The 20,971-nt window shown below is 44.4% G+C and carries 20 protein-coding genes and 1 riboswitch; of the genes, 6 read left to right on the plus strand and 14 right to left on the minus strand.

Going from position 1 to position 20,971, the window contains the following annotated elements; all coding sequences use genetic code 11:
• Nucleotides 1–379: 379 nt before the first annotated feature.
• Nucleotides 380–2,317, minus strand: coding sequence for a beta-N-acetylhexosaminidase (locus BDE36_RS19020; protein ID WP_141816134.1), 1,938 nt, complete (start codon nucleotides 2,315–2,317; stop codon nucleotides 380–382).
• 142 nt (nucleotides 2,318–2,459) lie between these two features.
• Between BDE36_RS19020 and BDE36_RS19025 the strand changes: the two genes are divergently transcribed.
• The 3 genes from BDE36_RS19025 (at nucleotide 2,460) to BDE36_RS19035 (ending at nucleotide 4,160) form a co-directional block, all read left to right on the plus strand.
• On the plus strand, nucleotides 2,460–3,575 hold the full coding sequence (locus tag BDE36_RS19025; protein WP_141816135.1) for a Gfo/Idh/MocA family protein: 1,116 nt from the start codon (nucleotides 2,460–2,462) through the stop codon (nucleotides 3,573–3,575).
• 115 nt (nucleotides 3,576–3,690) lie between these two features.
• Complete coding sequence (locus tag BDE36_RS19030) at nucleotides 3,691–3,885, plus strand: hypothetical protein (protein ID WP_128768347.1); 195 nt, start codon at nucleotides 3,691–3,693, stop codon at nucleotides 3,883–3,885.
• Nucleotides 3,885–4,160 (plus strand): type II toxin-antitoxin system YafQ family toxin, encoded by a 276-nt coding sequence (locus tag BDE36_RS19035; RefSeq protein WP_128768348.1) that lies wholly within the window; start codon nucleotides 3,885–3,887, stop codon nucleotides 4,158–4,160. Before BDE36_RS19030 ends, BDE36_RS19035 begins: the two co-directional genes overlap by 1 nt.
• 12 nt (nucleotides 4,161–4,172) lie before the next feature.
• On the opposite strand, the gene hrpB is transcribed toward BDE36_RS19035, so the two are convergent.
• Complete coding sequence (hrpB, locus tag BDE36_RS19040; protein WP_235904200.1) at nucleotides 4,173–6,701, minus strand: ATP-dependent helicase HrpB; 2,529 nt, start codon at nucleotides 6,699–6,701, stop codon at nucleotides 4,173–4,175.
• A gap of 224 nt (nucleotides 6,702–6,925) precedes the next feature.
• Complete coding sequence (locus BDE36_RS19045) at nucleotides 6,926–7,132, minus strand: hypothetical protein (RefSeq protein ID WP_141816136.1); 207 nt, start codon at nucleotides 7,130–7,132, stop codon at nucleotides 6,926–6,928.
• A gap of 22 nt (nucleotides 7,133–7,154) precedes the next feature.
• Nucleotides 7,155–7,219, plus strand: a riboswitch (Fluoride riboswitch).
• A gap of 54 nt (nucleotides 7,220–7,273) precedes the next feature.
• On the opposite strand from BDE36_RS19045, the gene BDE36_RS19050 reads away from it, so the two are divergent.
• On the plus strand, nucleotides 7,274–8,668 hold the full coding sequence (locus tag BDE36_RS19050) for a voltage-gated chloride channel family protein (RefSeq protein ID WP_141816137.1): 1,395 nt from the start codon (nucleotides 7,274–7,276) through the stop codon (nucleotides 8,666–8,668).
• Between the two features lie 31 nt (nucleotides 8,669–8,699).
• Here the strand turns inward: BDE36_RS19050 and BDE36_RS19055 are convergent, their stop codons facing one another.
• Nucleotides 8,700–9,236, minus strand: coding sequence for a hypothetical protein (locus BDE36_RS19055; RefSeq protein WP_128768350.1), 537 nt, complete (start codon nucleotides 9,234–9,236; stop codon nucleotides 8,700–8,702).
• Nucleotides 9,237–9,282: 46 nt separating this feature from the next.
• Nucleotides 9,283–9,531, minus strand: coding sequence for a hypothetical protein (locus BDE36_RS19060; protein WP_141816138.1), 249 nt, complete (start codon nucleotides 9,529–9,531; stop codon nucleotides 9,283–9,285).
• 114 nt (nucleotides 9,532–9,645) lie between these two features.
• Here BDE36_RS19060 and BDE36_RS19065 point away from each other — a divergent pair, with 114 nt between their 5' ends.
• Nucleotides 9,646–10,128, plus strand: a complete 483-nt coding sequence (locus BDE36_RS19065; protein WP_141816139.1) for a DUF4112 domain-containing protein — start codon at nucleotides 9,646–9,648, stop codon at nucleotides 10,126–10,128.
• Between the two features lie 70 nt (nucleotides 10,129–10,198).
• A complete protein-coding gene (locus tag BDE36_RS19070) occupies nucleotides 10,199–11,317 on the plus strand; it encodes a tetratricopeptide repeat protein (protein WP_141816140.1) in 1,119 nt (372 codons plus the stop codon).
• 85 nt (nucleotides 11,318–11,402) lie between these two features.
• On the opposite strand, the gene BDE36_RS19075 is transcribed toward BDE36_RS19070, so the two are convergent.
• The 9 genes from BDE36_RS19075 to BDE36_RS19115 all read right to left on the minus strand — a co-directional run bounded on the left by BDE36_RS19075 (nucleotide 11,403) and on the right by BDE36_RS19115 (nucleotide 20,954).
• Nucleotides 11,403–11,615 (minus strand): hypothetical protein, encoded by a 213-nt coding sequence (locus BDE36_RS19075; RefSeq protein WP_128768354.1) that lies wholly within the window; start codon nucleotides 11,613–11,615, stop codon nucleotides 11,403–11,405.
• 325 nt (nucleotides 11,616–11,940) lie between these two features.
• Entirely contained in the window at nucleotides 11,941–12,393 is a 453-nt protein-coding gene (locus BDE36_RS19080; RefSeq protein ID WP_141816141.1) for a hypothetical protein, read from the minus strand.
• Between the two features lie 59 nt (nucleotides 12,394–12,452).
• Nucleotides 12,453–13,559, minus strand: coding sequence for a hypothetical protein (locus BDE36_RS19085; RefSeq protein ID WP_141816142.1), 1,107 nt, complete (start codon nucleotides 13,557–13,559; stop codon nucleotides 12,453–12,455).
• Between the two features lie 63 nt (nucleotides 13,560–13,622).
• Nucleotides 13,623–14,453 (minus strand): DUF4249 domain-containing protein, encoded by an 831-nt coding sequence (locus BDE36_RS19090; RefSeq protein WP_161987713.1) that lies wholly within the window; start codon nucleotides 14,451–14,453, stop codon nucleotides 13,623–13,625.
• 5 nt (nucleotides 14,454–14,458) lie between these two features.
• A complete protein-coding gene (locus tag BDE36_RS19095; RefSeq protein WP_141816144.1) occupies nucleotides 14,459–16,822 on the minus strand; it encodes a TonB-dependent receptor in 2,364 nt (787 codons plus the stop codon).
• A gap of 90 nt (nucleotides 16,823–16,912) precedes the next feature.
• Nucleotides 16,913–18,748, minus strand: coding sequence for an STN and carboxypeptidase regulatory-like domain-containing protein (locus BDE36_RS19100; protein ID WP_141816145.1), 1,836 nt, complete (start codon nucleotides 18,746–18,748; stop codon nucleotides 16,913–16,915).
• 10 nt (nucleotides 18,749–18,758) lie between these two features.
• Nucleotides 18,759–19,712: a FecR family protein gene (locus BDE36_RS19105; protein ID WP_141816146.1), complete on the minus strand. Its 954-nt coding sequence runs from the start codon at nucleotides 19,710–19,712 to the stop codon at nucleotides 18,759–18,761.
• A gap of 36 nt (nucleotides 19,713–19,748) precedes the next feature.
• The gene (locus BDE36_RS19110) at nucleotides 19,749–20,336 is read right to left on the minus strand and encodes an RNA polymerase sigma-70 factor (protein WP_235833038.1); all 588 of its coding nucleotides are present in this window, start codon (nucleotides 20,334–20,336) and stop codon (nucleotides 19,749–19,751) included.
• 165 nt (nucleotides 20,337–20,501) lie between these two features.
• Nucleotides 20,502–20,954, minus strand: coding sequence for a hypothetical protein (locus tag BDE36_RS19115; RefSeq protein WP_141816147.1), 453 nt, complete (start codon nucleotides 20,952–20,954; stop codon nucleotides 20,502–20,504).
• Nucleotides 20,955–20,971: the final 17 nt, after the last annotated feature.

A 20,971-nucleotide genomic window follows, 5' to 3' on the forward strand; every position in this document is an offset into this window, starting at 1 on the left:
CAGTCAGCAGACGAAGAACTTCTCCTGTTTTGATCTTATTCTATTACACTATTACAATTGAGCAACGAAGTACAGGTTCACCAGATTATTACTTTAATAATGGCATAAAGTCCAACAGCAAGGATAACCGCTTCAACTGCAATAGTAAACTTGATCACTGATTCGAAAATTCTATTTTTCATATCAGGTTTTGATTAGTTAATTCACTATAAAAGTAGAATATCACAATCATATTCACAAACACAAAACGCACAAAACAAACTGATTTTCAGCCATTTTGTGCGTTTTGCATATTCAGCAATTATTCGCGTAAAAACCTGCGATGAATGCTATATAACGACTTCTCTCTATGCTTTATCGCAAAGAATCGAACCGCTAATTATTGCTGCCTCTGTCCCTGGGTTCTTTGCAGCTTAATTTTATCCTGAAGGTCTTTTATCGGATAATTTATCATTCTTCCAACGGGCTTATTTCCCCGGTATGTAATTACCTTTAACATCACGGCATCTTTAGGCGCTATTAAAGGCGTAGTATATTTTGGATAAAAGTGATCGGGAAACGAGTTGTCAAAAGTGTAATATATATCAAGGCCGCTTACTTCTGTGCTCATATGGATTTGCAGCTGCTTATCAGGAGTAACGCTTGTTGAGAAAATCGGCTCGTAAACACTGGGTGCATACTTGATCTCGGCCTGATCGAAACGCGCGAAATGTTTTTCTACCCTGTTAAAGAAATAGTCCCAGTTTTTCTTTCCTTTTTGCGACCAAACCGACTCAGAAATAGCGAAAGCCCTGGGCCAGGTCATGTATTGGGCGTGCCGCATGTTATAAATTTGCTCGGTCCACAAGTTAGCCTGCCCTCCTTTGATATATTGCTCATCAACACTGTCGGGAAGTGGCTCAAACTGGTATGCCTTGTTTAAGCGAAGGGATGCATAAACCTTAGGTTCAATTGCCGCATCGCCCTGCATATAGTCGAGATAAGCAAAGGTTGTGGGGCTCATAACCACCTCATGTTTCATTTTCGCAGCTTCTGTCCCGCCTTTCATCCCTCTCCAGCTCATAACGGCAGCACTTGGCGCTAATCCACCCTCAAGGATCTCATCCCAGCCCATAAACTTTTTTCCCCTGGATACTACGATCTTTTCAAGACGTTTCTCAAAATATCCCTGAACCTCTTCCATGTTTTTCAGGTTATTTTCCTTAGCCAGCGCTTTAATAGCCTCGTTCTTCTCCCAGAAATTCTTCGGACACTCATCACCTCCCATATGGATATATTCGAAAGGGAAAAGTGCAGCTACTTCTGTTACTACATTATCTAAAAACTCGTATACTTTTTCATTCGCAGGGCACAGCGTGTTATCGAGAAGCGCTATCGGGGGCGCTCCGCGCGACCAGTCCATTATCTTTTCACCCGATCTAACCTTGTACTGATCTGCACCAGGAGTACAAGATAATTCCGGATAGGACGCTACGGCAGCAAGACTATGTCCGGGGACGTCAATCTCGGGAAGAATATCAATAAAACGTTCCTTCGCGTACCTGACAAGTTCTTTTATATCCTCTTGTGTATAGAATCCACCATAAGTACGCGGTTCGTTAGGCAGCGGCGGCGTAAAGTCGCCAAAATACCCTACCTTTTTCACATTCCATGCACCAACCTGTGTAAGTTTAGGATAACTCTTTATTTCAATACGCCATCCCTCGTCGTCGGTAAGGTGTAAATGCAGAAGATTAAACTTGTAACGTGCCATCTGGTCGATATACTGTTTCACATCTTCCTTTGTGAAAAAATGGCGGGCTACATCAAACATGAGGCCTCTCCATCCAAATCTTGGATAATCTGTAATGGTTGCACAAGGCACCTGCCACTTCAGATTCAGAAGCTGATCTTTGCTCTCCACTTCCTTTGGAAATAGCTGAAGGAGTGTTTGTACTCCATAAAACAAGCCCGCAGGCTGATTTGCTTCGATCTTCACTTTCTCTTCGGATACATTCAACCTGTACCCTTCTTTACTTAGTTCTGTATCTTCTTTGCGCAGCAGGACCAGTTCAATGTTGCTGTTTCCCGAGTGACTGACAACAATGTTTTTCCCGGTAACACCTAATTTCTCTTTAAGATAAGCAGCTACCTGCATGCTTTCCGCATTGCTGGAAGCTTTAATCGTGGTCTTTTCAGGTAAAACAAAAGTTCCCGTATGTTCTACTATGCTAACAGGTTCGGGAATGATAGCAATTTTTCCGGACGACGTTTGTGCTGATGCAGTAAAGCCAGCATAAACAAAGAGAGCTGTAAGAATTCGCTTTTTTAATAACATAATCTGAGCTTATAAAGTCTGTGTGCGCCCACAAGATAAGTTCTTTTAAGGAAATTGCAAAATACAAAGAACTTAAGCTAGCTTAGTATTGTTTACTGAATATCAATGTATTGCTCATGTAACCTCCTTAACCATGATTTTTATGAAAAACAACAGCAGGTATACCAGAAGAAGCTTTTTAAGAACCTTATCCTATTCCGCCGGAACTCTGGCGCTTATGCCCGCCTTCAAATCGCTGGCGGCTTGCTCCTTACCCGGTAAAGATAAAAGACTAGGCATAGCGCTGGTTGGGTTAGGGGGATACAGCGGCGGACAACTGGCGCCTGCTCTGCAGGAGACAAAAAACTGTTACCTCGCAGGGATAGTAACCGGCACTCCTTCCAAAGCCGACAGCTGGTCGAAAAAGTATAATATCCCCGGCAAGAACATCTACAACTATAACAACTTCGATTCTATTGCCGACAATCCGGACATCGACATCGTCTATGTGGTATTGCCTATTTCGATGCACAAAGAGTTTACCATCAGGGCGGCTCAGGCAGGCAAACACGTGATCTGCGAGAAGCCTATGGCTTTGAACGCCGGCGAATGTGCCGAAATGATTGCTGCATGTAAGAAAGCAAACAGGATGCTGTCTATCGGATACCGGCTACATTTTGAACCGCACAATATCGAGATGATGCGGCTTGGTCAGAAAGAAATATATGGCAAGGTTACTTCCATCGACACCGGAAACGGCTTCACTTACCGGGGAGATCCTAATGCCTGGCGGTTAAAAAAAGCGCTGGCTGGCGGAGGCGGCCTGATGGATATGGGAGTTTACAGTATCCAGGGATCCAGATATAGCCTTGGCAAAGAACCTCTGTTTGTAAAAGCAACCGAAGAAAAAACCAATCACGAGCTTTTCCGTGAAGTAGACGAAACCGTCTTCTGGGAACTCGAATTTCCGGGCGGCATATTAGCCAAGGGAAAATCGAGCTACAACAATAACTGGGGATACCTGAAGGTAAAGGCGGAAAAAGGGACTTTCGGACTAGAGCCGGCATTTGGATACGGAGGCATCAGGGGAAACTCACCTGCAGGAGAAATGAATTTTCCACAGATTAATCAGCAGGCCTTCCAAATGGACGACTTTGCCCGGTGTATCCTTCAGAAAAAGCCAACGAGAGTACCCGGCGAAGAAGGCATGAGAGATATGAAAGTAATTGATGCTATTTATAGAAGCATTGCCTCGGGCAAGAGAGAAAGAATAGTATAAAAAAGACATCGCACGCCACACAAACGTTACCACAACACCTGTTTCTTTCTCCTGCAAACACGGAACAATTTTATTTTTTTGTAGCTTTGGGTAACTTCATTAAACAGGTGCGGATATGGAAATTACAATAAAAATAGATAAGCGGAGCAAGCAGGCAAAAGCGTTCTATGAATACCTTAAGACGCTTCCGTTTGTTGAGTTGGGAGAACCACGTTATAATAAAGATACTGAAATAGCGATTAAAGAAGCTAAATCAAGAAAGACATCCAAAATCTCGCTTGAGGATTTCAGAAAAGAACTTTATTCCTAATGTATCAACTTGAACAGACAGGAAAGTTTAAAAAGGACATTAAACTCGCTAAAAAGCGTGGTTTGGATATGCGCCTGCTCGATGAGGTCGTTACTCAACTGGTCGAAAAAGGTGAGCTTCCAAAACAAAATAGGTCCCACAAATTAACAGGTAATTATAAAGGATTTTGGGAATGCCACATCCAGCCCGACTGGTTATTGGTATGGGCCCAAGACGATACCATTAGGCTCATTACACTAACGAGAACTGGTACACATCGTGACTTATTTTTGTAGGGACACCACATATCACTTCCTCCTTACCCCGCTCACAGCTTCCGCTTTTAAAGGTTCCTCTGGCCATGAATGCTTAGGATATCGTCTCTTTAATTCCTTTCGCACCTCGAAATAGGCATTTTCCCAGAAGCTCCTCAGATCAGAAGTCACCTGTACAGGTTTAAATCCCGGCGACAACAAGTGAAGTACCACGCCCTGTCGGCCTTCATTTATCTTTGGCGTATCCAGCATACCGAAAACCTCCTGCAGCCTTACTGCTAAGACGGGCAACGCCCCGTCGGCATGGTATTTTAATTTCACCTGAGAACCACTGGGAACACGGATACTTGAAGGTGCAAGATGATCGAGAGTGACCTGCATCTCATAAGGGAGGCTTTGCTGAAGCACCTGCACTAAATTTATCCGTTTCAGATCCTCTGTTTTCTTGACCTGAGGCAAATAAGATGAGAGCCACCTCTTGTTATTTTCAAGCAACGCCGCCGTACTCACATCCGGCCAATTTTCTTCCGGCCGCCAGAGACGCAGGCTCATTACCCGGTTCTGCCATTGTTCGGTTTCTTCTGTAAAGTTCAGCAAACCCTCGCCTTCTGCTTTGAGCGCCTCCGACACTGCTTCTATAACCAGTTCCTGGTCGGGCGACATCATTTGCCGCGATTGCAGAACAATACTTCCGATCCTCAGATCCCTGGTCGCCACGATACCTCCTTTGCGGGTATCCCATAGTACCGTATCGCTCTCTGACGCTATATCAACCAGATCATTAGCATTCACCGGGGCCGCAAGGAAGATCTTTCCAATGCCCTTACGAGCGTCGAGCTGGGCGACAGCTAACCAGTGTTCATGGGCGAGGTCGTCTTCAGTACTCACTGCAGCGGTCTTTCCGTTAGCGAGCTGAAACTGCCCTGTATGACCAGGCCTGGCGCAGGCGATACGTTCGGGGTAGGCGTATGACAACAGCAACCCGGTTGCATAAGGATCGTTCGTTCGGTTATCCTCATCAACTCTGAATAAGCGCCGGTAAGACGAAGCTATCTTCTCGATATTATCCATCCTTCGTTCTTTACGACGCTCCTGCCGGTGTCTTCTCAGCGCTTCAACCCTCAGGTTGATATCGATGTTACCTTCCTTTTCGAGGGGGTCTCGCTCTTCAAGCAAAGCAGCCAGGTCGGTAGCTAAGGCAAGGTTTTCAGTACCCGAGGCCATTGCCAGCATATGAGCGATGCGCGGATGACAGGGCAAAGCATGTATCCGCTTTCCATGCGGGGTGATCTTATTGTCTTTAAGCGCATTCAGCTCATGGAGGATTTCATTCGCCCGCGCTAAGGCAGCAGCCGGAGGCGGCGTCAGCCACGTCAGCTGAAGGATATCTTTCACGCCCCACTGTACCATGTCGAGTACCAGGGATGCGAGATCAGCCTCAAGGATCTCCGGAGTACGATATGGCGCCATTCTTTCCTGCGTTGCTAATGACCACATACGATAGCAGGTACCTGGACTAAGTCTTCCTGCTCTTCCGGAACGCTGGTCGGCTGAGTCGACTGAGATCTGCGAGGTCTTTAACCCCGACAGTCCCGACTTTGGATCAAAAGCCTGACTTCTTCCGAGTCCGCTGTCCACTACGATCTTTATGCCTTCTATGGTTAAGCTGGTTTCAGCAATCGATGTCGCCAGAACCACCTTTCTTTTACCCGAGGGATCGGGCATAATAGCTGCATTCTGTTCTGCAAATGAAAGCTGACCATACAAGGGATGGATACCAATATCTCTGAGCTGTCTTTTCAGTAAGGCTTCGCATTTTCTGATCTCGCCCTGCCCGGGAAGAAACACGAGAACATCCCCCTCCCTCTCCGCTATAGCGCGAACAACGGTTCGTGCGCATACTTCCGGCAGTTGCTGCAAATCCTGCTCGCCTGTATAGATAACATCTACCGGATACATACTTCCTTTGCTTTCGACCACAGGGGCTTCCAGTAACCCGGCCAGGCGCGGAATATCAAGGGTGGCCGACATGACCACGATCCGCATATCGGGGCGTAGCACCTGCTGCGTCTCCCGGCAGAGAGCCAGCGCGATGTCGGCATGGATGCTTCTTTCATGAAACTCATCAAAAATCACCAGTCCGATATCTTCGAGGGCATTATCACTGTGAAGCATTCTTGTGAGTATCCCCTCTGTTACCACTTCAATCCGTGTTTGAAAAGATGTTTTATTTTCAAAACGGATGCGGTATCCTACAGTCTGGCCGGGTTGTTCTCCTAATAAGGAAGCCATCCTGTTTGCGATAGTCCCCGCAGCTAAACGCCTCGGCTCGAGAATAATCATTTTCTTATCTTTCAGCCAGGGTTCCTGAAGTAATGCCAAAGGAAGGACAGTACTTTTCCCGGCACCCGGAGGAGCGCTTATGATGAGCGTGTTATTAGTGGCAAGACTACTGCTTACGGAAGGAATGATTTCTGTAACCGGAAGTCCTGTTTTATAGGGATCAAAATTATTGCGCATGCGCTGCAAAGATACAGGGAAATCATTTTTAATGTGAAGCATTCCTTTGGTTGATCAATATCATCACCCCTTTAATCTATCTGAAGAATTTGCAAGGAAGCTATAGCAGGGGCTTCACTGAGAGTCGGAATGCTTCCGTACATTAGCCCGGCTGGCTTCGGCACGGCTATGGGATTTCTTCTACAGTTCTTCTAAAAAATCCAATACCCAGACCGAAGCCAGGCAATACCCAGCCAGAAGGTGAGTAGTTGCCACTACGAACATGGTCAGGAAAAGGTCCCCAATTTGTCAACAATGCTGCCCAGCTCATACCCTGGTTTGGCTATCTTCGGTACAGACAGCCACTCGCTCCCGTGCTTCTTCGGTTTTTGTCGAAGAAGCACAGGAGGAAGACAAAGCATGGTCGCTAAGTGAGTGCCGACCACTCCGAACCCTTTCTGAAGCGGGTCCGAAGCGAACGTCAAAATTTGCATATAAACACAAGTTTGGATAAGTTTGCGGAACGGAAATGGTGTCTTCCGACTTAACCGCCCTAAAAAGCTGATGGCGCCTGCAAAATTCAATCCGGGAAGGTTTACTTCCCGCGAACAATTTATTTGTAGGCAACAATCAAAATGACAGCAAGAAATATAGCATCCGAACAATTCCCAATCTTAAAAAACCTTGTACGATGGACTGTAATGGTGATTCCGGTTGCTATTGTGACGGGAAGCATGGTCGCGTTGTTCCTCTGGCTGCTCCATTCGGTTACTGATATCCGTTTTAATAATCCATACCTCTTATTTTTTCTGCCTCTGGCCGGACTGCTTATACATATAATCTATAAGGGTATCGGGCAATCGTCGGAAAAAGGAAATAATCTGATCATCGACGAAATCCACAGTCCGGGAGGAGGAATTCCGAAACGGATGGCCCCTATCGTATTGTTGTCAACGGTGCTCACTCATCTATTCGGAGGCTCGGCAGGTCGCGAAGGAACGGCAGTCCAGATAGGCGGCAGCATTGCCCAGATGTTCGGAAGCTGGTTTAAGCTGCAAAAGAAGGATATGACCATTCTGCTTACTGCCGGTGTAGCGGCTGGATTCGGTGCTGTTTTCGGAACGCCGCTGACAGGAGCGATCTTTGCAATGGAGGTATTGACCATCGGACGTATTCAATACGATGCCCTGCTGCCTTGCCTCATCGCCAGCATTGCAGGCGACGCAACGGTAAGCGCCTGGGGAATTCATCACACTACGTATCATATTGATGTTTTTCATTCAGCACCGGGACTGTTCTCTTCTTATTTGTCACCCGATTTCTATCTGCTTTTGAAGGTAATTATTGCCGCTATTGCCTTCGGTCTGTCGTCTTATCTTTTTTCTATACTTGTATACGGGATCAAAAATTTCTTTGTCAGCAGGTTTACCATAAAGTGGCTGATACCGGTAACCGGGGGACTTATTATCATCGGATTAACGTACGTTACCGGTAAACCAGATTATCTGGGCCTGGGCGTTGATTCGCAATATGCCGGTGCGGTAACTATACCATCGGCTTTTAAGGCTGGTGGGGCGGATACATGGAGCTGGCTTTGGAAAACCCTTTATACATGCCTGACCCTTGGAACAGGCTTCAAGGGCGGCGAAGTGACTCCTTTGTTTTATATCGGGGCAACCCTGGGCAACACGCTTTCTATTTTACTGGATGCCCCCGTGGGCCTTTTTGCGGCGCTGGGTTTTATCGCTGTATTTGCAGGAGCCACCAACACGCCTTTGGCCTGCACCATCATGGGCGTTGAATTATTTGGTAGCGAGTACATCATTTTTTTCGCGACGGCCTGTTTTGTTGCTTACTTCTTCAGCGGACATTCGGGAATCTACAGCTCGCAGCGCATTGCCGTGCCTAAAATCCTTAATTCACGTTTTTCTGAAGAAACTTCACTCTCTGAATCGAACCAGCGAAGGGGTCGGCGCATGCGATGGAAGTTAGCGAAGTATATCGTTGCTTTAAAAAATAGAAGGGGATAATAATTACACAGCCAGTCGACACAAAACGCTTCTAATTGTTTTTACTATATCCGTTAAAGATCCAGTACCCCCCTGAGTCTTTCCGGTATTGAACTTCATAGTATTCACCTTCAATTGAGAGATTAAAGCTAAAGGACTGCGCCGAACGATCGGTGGGAATATACTGATAAAGGATACCGTCTGCTACCATTTCAATAGCATCTCTCAATTCATCCCGCTCAATAATGATACGGAGTTCGATATCTGTAAGTTCGAAGATGAGGTTTTGGAAGCGGTGGACGCTAAAAGATTTCGAAAGGACTGTTTTACCGTCCTTTATGATCTCAAAATTGTCGCCCGTGTGTCTGATATGCCAGGAAGGCAACGACTCTATACTGAACAGACTATGGGCGCTTTCAAAAAAGCCCAGCATCAAAAGCCATTCATTTGTTAGCGGTACCGGCTTGCAGGTCGTCTCCAGATCTTTCCAGAATTCCGCAGAGCGAAAAGCTTCCACTGATGCTTCAACCGGGGAGCCATCCTCCAGTCCTATGATATTTCCAATTCTAAGTTCGCTTGCTTTTATCATTGTTATCCCGCCGGGTTAATTCCGCAAAGATAACACAAGCATTAACCTATAGGTCCAAAGTTGCTCTTTTCAGATCAAAATTTATCAGGGCCTCGTTAATTATTGATTCTCTTTCCGCCCTGGCTGATTCATCGAGTTCGGCCCACGAACCTTCCTTGAAAAATTGATCCCAATCCAGAGGCGATTTACGAAACTCGTTCATAAAATATTCCTTAATGTTCTCTCCGTAAGGAACTTTGTTAAGGTTTGAAAACACCAGCATATCCAGGGCCTGCTTATCTAATACCTGCTCCATAGTCATTGAATTAAAAGTCCATAGTTAGTATTTTTCGGCAAGTATTCCAAACCCGCCGATAAAACTATAGAACTGTGCTTCAAACCTTTTTTCTCATTGCCCGGTTATACCGGTATGTCAAACGAGATATCGAAACCAGTGGAACTGAACAACCAAAAGCTGAAGTGGGTGGAGCGCGTCGCTTACCTGATGGATAATCAGTTCAGGCTTCCGGGTACTTCTTTCCGGTTTGGCGTAGATCCGATCGTTAACTTTATTCCTTTCCTGGGCGATATTTCAGCTTTTTTAGTTTCAGCGGTTCTTGTGCTGACCATGGCTCGTCATGGTGCAAGCGGCAAAGTACTTATATTAATGGTACTGAATATCCTGCTCGACGCGGTAATAGGCGCCATACCTGTCATCGGCTGGATCTTTGATTTCGGATATAAAGCTAACTCCCGCAATATCAATCTGCTTAAACGGCATTATGTTGAAGGCAAATATCAGGGCAGCGGTAAAGGAATTATCTTTACTATCATTGTAGTTATCCTGGTATTCTTCATTGTTCTGATCTATTTAATGTGGAAAATACTGGCATGGGCGGCTGATATGATATAGGGCTTACCCAATGGTACAGGGTTTGTATAGATATATTTATAATATTGTAACAAGTACTTAAAGAGGATCCATGAAATTTATAATATACCTTACCTTGCTGATCGTGCCGGGCTCTTTCACTCTTGCTTCAGGGCGGCAGGACAGCACAAGTATTCGTAATAAGGTTCGCGACTCGCTGTCGGCCAGGGCAGATTATTATATATTGATGGCAACTTTTAACAGCGCTATAAAGCCTGCTGATGCAGTAAAGAGTTATAAAAAAGCATTAACGACAGCTCCTGTGCGGAACGAGCTTTGGGAAGCAGACGTCAGGACAGAGATCGGAAAACTTCTCTTTAAATTGAAGAAGGACGAAGCTATTGCTCAGTTTATAAAAGCAGAGTCACTTTATAAGAAACAATCCAATTTGCGCGGAAGGGCTGATGTTCTGGATATGCTGGCTAAAATATATGAGAAGAAAGGGATGCTGACAGAAGCACAAAAACAGTACACTGACCTTTATAAAGTACATATGGAAGCTGGCGACGCCGTCTTCGCAGGGAACGTTGCATCACATCTTTCTGACGTTTTCTTTAAGAAGAAGAACTACGATGCAGCGTTCTCTTACGCTGCTATGGCCAAAAATTCGTATGAAAGGGTGTGCCGGAGAGATAGTTTGGGCTCTATCTACCTAAAGATTGCAACCATCAAACGAATTCAGAATAAACCTAAGCTTGCGGAGTATTATGTAATAAACAAGGCTCTGCCCTACTCCAGTTCAGCTGATGATTTTAAGGGACGGATAAGAAGCTTCGTGTTTCTAGGCAACATGTACAAAGACCAGAAGAGCTATTCTCAGGCGAAGTGGTTTTATATACAAGCGAATACGCAGTCGCGCGCGATCAAAGATACAAGCGGGATAATCAATTCTTTGCTTAATTTAAGTGTGGTAAAAGCCCTCATTGGGAATCCTGTCCTTGCAAAAAGAGATCTGGCAGAAGCAAGGGCCCTGGCAAAAGGGACTCCCTATTCAGATCTCACAGAAGCATTTAACGACAGATACCCTACTCTCCTCAGGAGGCTTGGACTAAAGGATCTGGCGGCTGTTACCATGAAGAGGTCTGCCGATCCGGGAGATTTGCCTGTACAGAAGCTGCTCATTCATGATCAGACAATTTCGCCCTCTTCTACGCTGGTGTTGAGCGATTGATAAATAGAACGATAATACATGGCAATTAAACCGTGGATTCCTGAAGCGGTCCCGGTTGTTCTAGATCTGAGAAATGTAAAAAGCTTTAAATTATAGTGAGATCGTTCGGACGAATATTTACCGGTTGTCCCTCGGTAACAATAACATTTATTGGATCAACACGATAATAAGAGTTGTGATCCAATCCTATAAAATACTCCCCAAAGCGTATCTTATCACTGTTGATCTTGTACTTGTCCCTATCGGTAAGTTCGTTATATTTAGTCTCAGCCTCTTTATTTGTTAAAATTCTTTCCATCGCCCTCTTTTTATATTTGCCCCAATTGCTTGCCCTGCAGTTATATTAAATTATCAAAACTCAATAATACAATTATAACACGAACTATGCCACAAACTTTCGTTTCTGTTATATTTTTTATTTTAATGACAGGCGCGGTTTCCGCTCGCGTATTTTCGTTAATCTGCGTTTGAATAGTTATTGATCCAGGAAATGTTGTACGTATAAATGCTACAGAAGGTTTTGCGGAAAAGATAGACATTCTGTGGAGGACATCCATACCTGATGCATAAGCAGTCTTTACATCCTGCTGTACGCACCAGGCAGATCTTTATTATTGATTCAATTATTTTGAAAATATAAGCCTCGTAATGAATATACCGGCTCCGTCTTCTTTTCCTCCATCGCTTTCTACTCCGCTGGTGACAAAGGAAAGCTTCCATCCATCTTTAGCTAACTCATTCATTTTCGACGTAATGATTGCGTCATTAGACGCAATGTTCTGGAAATTAATCCCTGCGACACTGAAGAAATTAAGGAGCTTTGTTTCTGCAAAAGAGTCTATTTTGGCATCGCCTCTTTTTACATCACCTTGTTTGCTGTCTTTTCCGTCGGTGCGCTCGGTTGTGAAATCAGCAGCATTCACCTCTGTTTTCGTTTCAATAAGCCTCGACCGGCCCAGCCCTCCTGGTACAATTGATTCGACAATAGTAACTACCTTAAATTGTGGCACCGCCTGCTGCGCAAACGAGCTTAGGCTGAGCGCTATTAAACTGAGTGTTAAATATAGATTCTTCATCTCCCTGAGACGTATGCTACATTCCAAACGTTACAGCTCGCGTGCTGATTCTGTTATCTTCAAAATCCGATCTGCAAACCCGCGGTATACCCGATGAATAACTGACGTTTGTCGTCTCCTGAATAATCATTCCAGAAATCATTTTCGATCAGTTTCTTCCCGTCGTCAGTATCGGTTGAAGAAAAGTTAAGAGAAGGACCGCCAAAGAGTTCTATGCGGGGTGTAAGACGGATGGAGGGAAGAACGCGGAAGGTGTTTTTATAGTAGAATCCTTTCTTCCAGTCTTCGAGATATAAACTAGTTAACTCTGCATTTATTCTGAAAGAATTCGATAATGGAAGATGCGCACCAAAGCCTCCTTCAAACGCCATGTATGATGTGCTGGTCTTCCAGTTACCGCCAACACCGATAATGCCATACAGCACCCTGCCTCCCGACCGGAACGAAAGAACGGTTGTTTGTGTCTCATCTATAGTAACTCCGATGCTCTTCTCGCCATTTTTTATAATATTAACAAGGGCAAGCGAGTGGTCGCTGCTATCGGCGATATTTATAAAGCCGGCAAACTGTAATCCCCGTACCTTTTTAGCAACATTAACAAAGCCGGCAAACTGAAAGCCTTCCACATCCCTAACCTTATTAACAAAGCCGGCAAACTGGAAACCTTTAAAGTTGCCGCCATCAATATTGCTGAATCCGGCGAACTGGAAGCCATCTATGTCATTGCGGACGATGTTGCTGAGACCAGCGAACTGAAAGCCTTTGACGGTAGCAGACCGGTTAAGCAGGCCCGCAAACTGAAAGCCGTCAATTGTATCGACATCATTGTAAATGCCTGCGTACTGAAAGCCCTTCATTGCATTCTTCACATGATTTGAGATTCCTGCAAACTGAAAACCTGAAACCTTATCCCTTACTACGTTTGAGATTCCCGCGTAACTGAAAGCCTTCTCCTCCTTTGAAAGGCCGGCAAGGACATGAAAAGAAGCATTATTTGTATACTCGCCCGCCCGCGATCCATTCGTGCTGAGAGGATAGCAAAACCCTATATGAACATTACTTACAGGCTCCTGTGCTTTGGCAATATGGGCGTTAGAAAAAATAAAAAGGCAGACCATCATAAAAACTGATGCTGCCTTTGAAATGTTTTTAAAAGTTAAATTCATCGTTGTATTGTTGTTTATTAGTAATACAACCTCCTGAATTCTTACCCCTATGTCCGGTGTTATTTATTCTATCTTTTTTTCTACAGTGCCAACCAGTGAAATACCAAAATATCCGATGACATCCTTAGAGTTTTCGGTCAGCTTCTTCACATTAGTCCGGGTATTCGTAAGGGGTGAAGCAAAGATGCCACCATTTCTCAACTGGGTTTGCAGGTCGGCCCAGAAATAATAGGCATTTTCCGTCAGCGACCATACCTCTGCTCTTATAGTATCGCCCGCAGCAAATGCGCTGTCAATTTCAAGTCCCATATCTATATAATTGCCATCTACAAATTTATCGGGGAAAATATTGATGTCATCTACGCTGTTAAGGTATCTGTTGTTCTTGAAAAGCTTCACCTGGATAAAATCGTCTTCACCAGGCAATTCCTGGCCGTGGATGTATGGATAATAACCTTCCTGCTCATAAATGATCGATTTCTCTTCATATTTAAAGGTGAGAGAATCGGGAGCCATAGAAAGACGCGGCATTTTCGAAACGGCTTCATAACTGCCTTCGGCGGTCTGGATACGGAGAGTATAGGTTCGTGCCTCTACTCCTCTTATCGCCGATATTTCGTATTTCCCTGCACTTACTTCCTTAAGCTGTTCAGTATGCCCGGCATCGTCGCTCAATGTGAGTGTTGCATTTCTTACCGGTTCAAAATCATTAGAACCACCAAGAGGTTTCGTTATGTACAACTTCACGTAGTGATTTTCAGGGCGGTCGGTTAACCAGCCCTCTACCACAAGAGCAGGTTTACCTTCTTTAACATCAATATCTATAGGATCTTCGCATGCCGAAAACAAAAGAACGGGAGCAAGAAGAATCAGTATTAATTTCAATATTTTCATGATCATTAAAATTTAAAGTTCCAGGTAACAGACGGGATAATTGAACCAAACATTGAAAAGCGGATCGTCTCCAGTTCCGACATGCTGTCTTCGTTCTGACGGAGATACAGGGAAAATGCATTCCGCCGGTTTAATGCGTTAAACATAGAAACGACCCACTCGCTCGTGTACTTTCGTCCGGGAACGGGTTTCTTTTTAAAGGTAGCCGACAGGTCGAGGCGATGATAAGAGGGAATGCGGTAGTTATTGCGAAAGTTTCCTGAATTATACTGTACCGGAAAACTGTCAAACTCGAAACGACCGTCGGGTAAAGTGGCCGGTATTCCGGAAGCGAAATTGTATGTACCCGATAATATAATTCGTGGCTTTAGTTCATATACAGCAACTACGGCGAGAGAATGAGTTTTATCGTATTTAGCCGGATAGTACTCATTATTGTTGATGCCATCTATTTTCCGTTCCGTACGGCTAAGCGTATAACTTACCCAGCCATTCAGCCGTCCGCTGTTCTTTTTAATATAAAATTCCGATCCGTAAGCTCTTCCATCACCAAACAACATATCACCTGGTAAATCCTCGTTAAGCAGGGTTTCGGCACCATTAATAAAGTCCATTTGATTGTGTAGTTTACGATAGTATACCTCGGCGGACGCTTCATACTTATTGTTACTGAAATTTCTAAAGTAGCCAGCTGAAACCTGATCAGCAGTTTCAGGCTTCACATTATAGGAACTCGGCGTCCAGATATCAAGAGGACTGGACGAAATGGTGTTTGACACCAGATGCAGGTTTTGAGCTGTACGGCTTAAAGAAGCCTTTACAGAAGCATTCTCACCAGTCTTTACTTTAAATGAGAGTCTTGGCTGCAGGTTATGATACCACTTTATGCTTTGCCAGTCGCTGAATGTCCTGGTATTCACCGGCTCCTTACGTTCACCTGTAACACCCTCGTAATCGCTTATTTTAGTCTCTCCTTTTGCCAGGCTCTGGAACGCAGAATACCTCAGGCCATACTCGGCCGAAAACACATCGGAGAGCGTTATTTCATGATCCCAGTACAGGTTATAGTCGGCAGCACGCTGACCAGGCATTTCCGTGAAGTTAAAGATAGAGCTCTCACTCGCCGGCTTGGCTGTGCCCGGCATAAAGTCATGAAGTCCTGCTTCTATACCAAAGTAAATGGTATTGCGGGCATCGGGGTACCAGCTATAGGCGTTCTTCAGGCTGTAATCAACAATTGACGCATCCCAGGTAAAGCTCGTAGCGGGATCCTGATAGGCACCTAAACGATACTTATAATCAGAGTAGATCACACTCGTATTCGAAAATAAGCGGGGATTGAAAATATGGTTCCACCTTATGGTTCCCGTTCCATTTCCCCATTGCAGCAAAAACATTTTTGCTGCATCGATATGGTCTTTACCAAAATAGCCTGAAATGAACAGTCGATCCTTGTCAGACAACGTAAAATTCAGTTTGGCACTCAGATCATAGAAGTAGATGGAATTGTCTTTGATATCAGGGTCGGACGACTGTTTAGTAAGGATATCCGTGTACGAACGCCTGGCACTGATGATCATGGAGCTTTTATCTTTTTTTATGGGACCTTCGGCGGTAAACCGGCTTGCTATAAGTCCTAGTCCCCCTGCAAAGTTCCACTCCTTATTATTGCCATCCTTCATACGGGTATCCAGTACCGACGATAAGCGCCCTCCAAACCTTGCAGGCATTTCCGTTTTATAGAGCGCTGCATCCTTTACCGCATCCGGATTAGCCACAGAAAACAGGTTAAAAAGGTGGGATGTAAAATAAAGCGGAGCTTCATCCAGTAAAACAAGGTTCTGATCTACGCCTCCCCCTCTTACGTTAAAGCCTGAGGCGCCATCTCCAACAGTACTAACTCCCGGCAGAAGCTGAAAAGACCGGATGAGGTCTGCTTCGCCAAGAAACGCGGGCAGCTGCTTTACTTCGACCATAGACAAAGGAGCTATGTTCACTGGTTTATTTACATTATCCTTTTTTGATACCGTACTCACCACTACCTCGTTCATCATGTTCGAAGCGGGGTTAAGATTTACATTAACTGCCGTATCTCTCCTGAGAACCAGGGAGTGTTCTTCGCGCTGATAGCCAACATAGGAATAATTCACCTTATAGCTGCCGGAATTCAGCGACAAAGAATAAAAACCATAACTATTTGCTGATGCCTTGATAGCGGTACCCTGAACCGTTACAAGCGCTCCTGCAAGGCTTTCGCCGCTTACAGCATCTTTAAGATAGCCGCTAATGGTAACTTTCTTCTGAGCGTAGGCTGTTGTCTGCATTGCAGTAAACAGCAATGCCATGAAAAACAGTTTAATAAATTTCATACTTTGTGGAATTGTTTTATATAATACAATAAACTCAGCGCTTACCCCTATGGCAATTGTGAAATATTGTTAGTGTGTGCTCTTTTGACATTATTTTGTAAACGGTGTTACACTAATCCCCGCACTCCAGCCTATCCAGTGATATAATTTGTCGTTTTTTGAACTACGAGACATTTTTATTCTTTCAGTTATCAATGAATATCCGTCAACCTTTTTATCCTGATCGGAATAGAGAACATTTACAGAGGGTCCTGCAAAAACGGAAAGAAGCTTATGTACCTTGCAGGTAAGGTTCATATTAAACCTTGTAATGGTATTTGTATAATCCCAGCTGCCCTGGTAAAGATATAAGCCGACCAGTTCGGGGCTCAAAAACAATCTATTGGATAACTGGTACTGTTTTCCAAAACCCCATCCTCCCATATTACGTGCTCCGTGTATAATTGTGTAGAACTTAGGAGTGCCGGTTTTAATTAACAGATTCCAGGTAAACATCTCATTTGAACTAACCGATACAGAATGGAGTCCATTTTTACGAACAATGTTAATCAGTCCGACACTTGCGCCTGAAGATGTATCCGCAACATTAAGGAGGCCAAACTGGAAGCCTTTCTGGTGCCGTGCAAAATTAACGACGCCTATCTGTGCTCCCCGCATATCGCCACCTGCAATATTGAGGGTTCCGGATACCTGCATTCCCGCCATATTCTGTCCCGCCGCATTCATTAATCCTGCCACCTGAAGCCCCGCCGTATGATTACCTGAAATATTCATAAGTCCCGCAGCTTGAATTCCTTTTACCGAACCAAGATCAAAGTTCAGGAGACCGCCCGCCTGTACACCGGAAAACTCGCCTCTTACAAAATTCACAATGCCGCCCGCCTGAACCCCTGCGAAGTCCTTGATTACAAAATTCGCTATTCCACCTGCCTGAACTCCCTGAACCGAATCTAAGACACCGTTATAAATCCCCGCAGCCTGTACTCCCACTACCGACATTCCCACGAGATTGAAGATTCCAGCCGCCTGTACCCCCTTTGCATACTTCTTATTTATATTAAACAAGCCGCCCGCTTCCACTCCTTCAACACCTGCGGTATAACCCCCGAAGATATTAATTGAAAATTTGTTGATCACCTGTCCGCTTAACATACCATGAGAGCTTAGTCCGGGCGTGATGGAAGCCTGAACGGGGCTTTCGGCAATAAAGCCGGGAACGTTCAGCTCCTGGATCTTTTGTTTGTATGAAACCAGCAAACGCCCTATCGCTGTTCTTTCAGCGACGGAGGCGCCCTCTCCGGAAGCATGATCCGGATCGTCACGGGTACTGCCATCAGAGTTTACATCTACTGATGAAAGGATCAGCACAGTGGTGTCACGATAAAGCTCCTTACTTACAGTTAGGGCTATAGAGTGATTCCGCGTGTTGATTTTCATCTCAAAAGAACCATCAGCCTCTGTCAGGGCAGACCGCAGCAGCTTTTTTTCGTAAACACTGGCTTTCGCTATCTTTTCGCCGGTACGATCATCTATGACAAAACCGCTGATTCGATAAACGCCCCTGTTGCTTTCAACCTTATCTGTGATTAATGACAATCTTAAAGGAGCATAACGCAGAATGATAAAGCCGGCCGCTTCCTTATATTCAAAACGACCAGCGAACAACATGTCGAGGATGTCTTTTATAGTCTGATTGCTGACTGAAAGGCTAATGAGGCTATCCCGGGGAACGATGCTGCTGTTATATGAAAAGCTAAATCCGCACTTCTGACCTATCCGGTCGAGCACATTTTCCAATGGCAGATGATGTGCCTCAACCGAAATTTTCCGGTAAAGCAGTCCCTGTGCATTCAATTGCTTTTGGGGAAATAAAAGAACTGTCAGTAATAAGAGAAGGGTTATCACTAACCCTTTATTTTGGAACATAAATATATTTCTATTTAAGGGTGATCCTCCGCCCCTCACGCTCTACCTCTGCATTAAATGTGACACTAAGTACTGTAAGAATATCTTCGAGACTTTTATTGTTAAGCGTAGTACTAATTTTCGAGCCTTCAAGTTCTTTATTAGCAATAAAAATCTCAACATTATAAGCATCACTCACTGCTGCTGTTAATTCGGGCAGAGGCGTATTGTGACAAATGAATTCCCTGTTCGAATAGGAATGATACAATGTACTTGTATTAATCCCCTTTGAGAGAACTCCGTTTTTGCCGGTTGTAGCTTTCTCGCCTGCTTTTAACTCTACCCGGTCGTTATTTTTAAAGACCCTGACAATTCCCGATTCTACAATCACTTCAGTTTTTTGATGACGGCTTTTTATATTAAAAGACGTTCCGACTACGGTAACTGTTACATCGTTGATCTTAATAATAAATGGATGGCTTTTATCGCCCGCAACTTTAAAAAAGGCTTCGCCCTCCATGGATACATTCCTTGTCTTCCCTGTAAAACGGGAGGGATAAGACAGACGGCTGTTCCGGTTCAGCGTAATAACAGACCCGTCCGGAAGGGTATCCGATAGCGTCGAGTCATGGCTTTGCAGCCGAACCATTCTGACAATCCTTGAATTTAAATAAACAGAAACAGCTATTCCTCCTGCAGTGGCAATGAGAACCAGTACAGCCGCGATGCGGACCCAGTAGCTCAGAGAGCGAATCCGTGCAGGCGGTGCCTGCTTTAAGATCACTTTATTTCTAAACCGGTCCCAGGCTGCGTTCTCATCCGCACTGCCTTTCAGCGCTACTGTCTCGCTCTCCTCCCATATCATCCGGAAATGATTAAAATAACGCTCATTGTCAGAATGCTCACTAATCCACTGCAAAACCGTGCTCTTCTCTGCCTCACTTGCCTCATCTGCAAGGTACTTTACCAGCAGGTCGTCGTTCATATCAAAACTTTTATCTTTCACTTGTCGTTCCCCCCTCTAAAAATTCAGTAATAAAAGTAACAGTACCGGAAGAAATTCCACCAGCTTCAACCTCAACAACTTCAGGGCCTTGCCCATCTGGTTTTCGACTGTCTTAATCGAAATGCCAAGATGGTCGGCTATCTGCTGGTATTTTAACTGTTCAAACCTGCTAAGCTGAAAAATGATCCTGCATTGAGTGGGAAGCTCAGAAAGCGCTTTAGCTATTTGCTTCTCAAGTTCAGAAACGAGTGCATTCTTTTCACTGTGGTCATATTCACCTTTCATACGCTGCGTATAATATTGCTCATATTCTGCTTTAACTTTATGATGTTTTAAATAGTTGAGACTTTCATTGTGTACGGCACGATATAAATAGGATTTAAGAGTGCCGTTTACGTCAAGCAGGTCTTTCTTCTCCCATATCCTGCAAAAAACATTCTGAACGATTTCTTCTGCCGCTACTTCATCTTTAAGGAAAGTAAAGGCATAGGCGTGCAGCCGTTTATAATACTCTTTAAAAACCTGTTCGAATGCACTTTCATTACCCTCTTTGAGTAACTCTATAACCGTACTGCTGGTAATTTCCACGCTTATAATATCCAAATCTGCCGTAAATATATGCTTTAACAATTGTCTGTTTAATACTGATACAACTGTTTGCCGGATTACCCCTATGCAGATATTAAATAATTCGTAATATTTACTCAAAAAAAAAGACCGCCTTTTCCAGCGATCCTTTTATGAGTAAATACGAAGGGCAGACCAGTTCTATAACTGATATTTGAACTTTCTCCCCTCTTTTTCTCCTCTGATTCTATTGGCTTTATGAAGAGCCGATAACTTGACCATAACGGCCTTACTAAGTTTATCTGCATCTTTCTCGGGCTCGAGCTCCTTAAGGCGCTCTATAATTTCGGTGTTGAATAACGCACCATTCTTTGATAAGATAAAGGCAATTTTACTGTCTAGTTTCCCGTTTGAATCAAATTCTTCAGGAACGTCCAAGGGTTTTACAACTTCTTTTTTGGGAGCTGGTTTACGACCTCTTCTGCTTTTTACTGGTTCTGGGCTCTCAACTACCGCTGGTTTATTTGCAGTAACCGGAGTTGCTTTACCGCTGAAAGCATCTAATGCTGCCTGAGTTTTCTTTAACTCGGCAGTAAGGGTTGATATCTTATCCCTAAGAAAAGTAATTACATCTTGTTCGGTTACTTTTGCCATTTTTTTTGATTTAAATT

The sequence above is a fragment of the Arcticibacter tournemirensis genome, from assembly GCF_006716645.1.
Taxonomy (GTDB): domain Bacteria; phylum Bacteroidota; class Bacteroidia; order Sphingobacteriales; family Sphingobacteriaceae; genus Arcticibacter; species Arcticibacter tournemirensis.

Bases quoted from the DNA above. Each gene is read 5' to 3' on its own strand.
- BDE36_RS19020 (WP_141816134.1), bottom strand. From the start codon at position 2,317: ATGTTATTAAAAAAGCGAATTCTTACAGCTCTCTTTGTTTATGCTGGC.
- BDE36_RS19025 (WP_141816135.1), top strand. From the start codon at position 2,460: ATGAAAAACAACAGCAGGTATACCAGAAGAAGCTTTTTAAGAACCTTA.
- BDE36_RS19030 (WP_128768347.1), top strand. From the start codon at position 3,691: ATGGAAATTACAATAAAAATAGATAAGCGGAGCAAGCAGGCAAAAGCG.
- BDE36_RS19035 (WP_128768348.1), top strand. From the start codon at position 3,885: ATGTATCAACTTGAACAGACAGGAAAGTTTAAAAAGGACATTAAACTC.
- hrpB (WP_235904200.1), bottom strand. From the start codon at position 6,701: ATGCTTCACATTAAAAATGATTTCCCTGTATCTTTGCAGCGCATGCGC.
- BDE36_RS19045 (WP_141816136.1), bottom strand. From the start codon at position 7,132: ATGCAAATTTTGACGTTCGCTTCGGACCCGCTTCAGAAAGGGTTCGGA.
- BDE36_RS19050 (WP_141816137.1), top strand. From the start codon at position 7,274: ATGACAGCAAGAAATATAGCATCCGAACAATTCCCAATCTTAAAAAAC.
- BDE36_RS19055 (WP_128768350.1), bottom strand. From the start codon at position 9,236: ATGATAAAAGCAAGCGAACTTAGAATTGGAAATATCATAGGACTGGAG.
- BDE36_RS19060 (WP_141816138.1), bottom strand. From the start codon at position 9,531: ATGGAGCAGGTATTAGATAAGCAGGCCCTGGATATGCTGGTGTTTTCA.
- BDE36_RS19065 (WP_141816139.1), top strand. From the start codon at position 9,646: ATGTCAAACGAGATATCGAAACCAGTGGAACTGAACAACCAAAAGCTG.
- BDE36_RS19070 (WP_141816140.1), top strand. From the start codon at position 10,199: ATGAAATTTATAATATACCTTACCTTGCTGATCGTGCCGGGCTCTTTC.
- BDE36_RS19075 (WP_128768354.1), bottom strand. From the start codon at position 11,615: ATGGAAAGAATTTTAACAAATAAAGAGGCTGAGACTAAATATAACGAA.
- BDE36_RS19080 (WP_141816141.1), bottom strand. From the start codon at position 12,393: ATGAAGAATCTATATTTAACACTCAGTTTAATAGCGCTCAGCCTAAGC.
- BDE36_RS19085 (WP_141816142.1), bottom strand. From the start codon at position 13,559: ATGAATTTAACTTTTAAAAACATTTCAAAGGCAGCATCAGTTTTTATG.
- BDE36_RS19090 (WP_161987713.1), bottom strand. From the start codon at position 14,453: ATGAAAATATTGAAATTAATACTGATTCTTCTTGCTCCCGTTCTTTTG.
- BDE36_RS19095 (WP_141816144.1), bottom strand. From the start codon at position 16,822: ATGAAATTTATTAAACTGTTTTTCATGGCATTGCTGTTTACTGCAATG.
- BDE36_RS19100 (WP_141816145.1), bottom strand. From the start codon at position 18,748: ATGTTCCAAAATAAAGGGTTAGTGATAACCCTTCTCTTATTACTGACA.
- BDE36_RS19105 (WP_141816146.1), bottom strand. From the start codon at position 19,712: ATGAACGACGACCTGCTGGTAAAGTACCTTGCAGATGAGGCAAGTGAG.
- BDE36_RS19115 (WP_141816147.1), bottom strand. From the start codon at position 20,954: ATGGCAAAAGTAACCGAACAAGATGTAATTACTTTTCTTAGGGATAAG.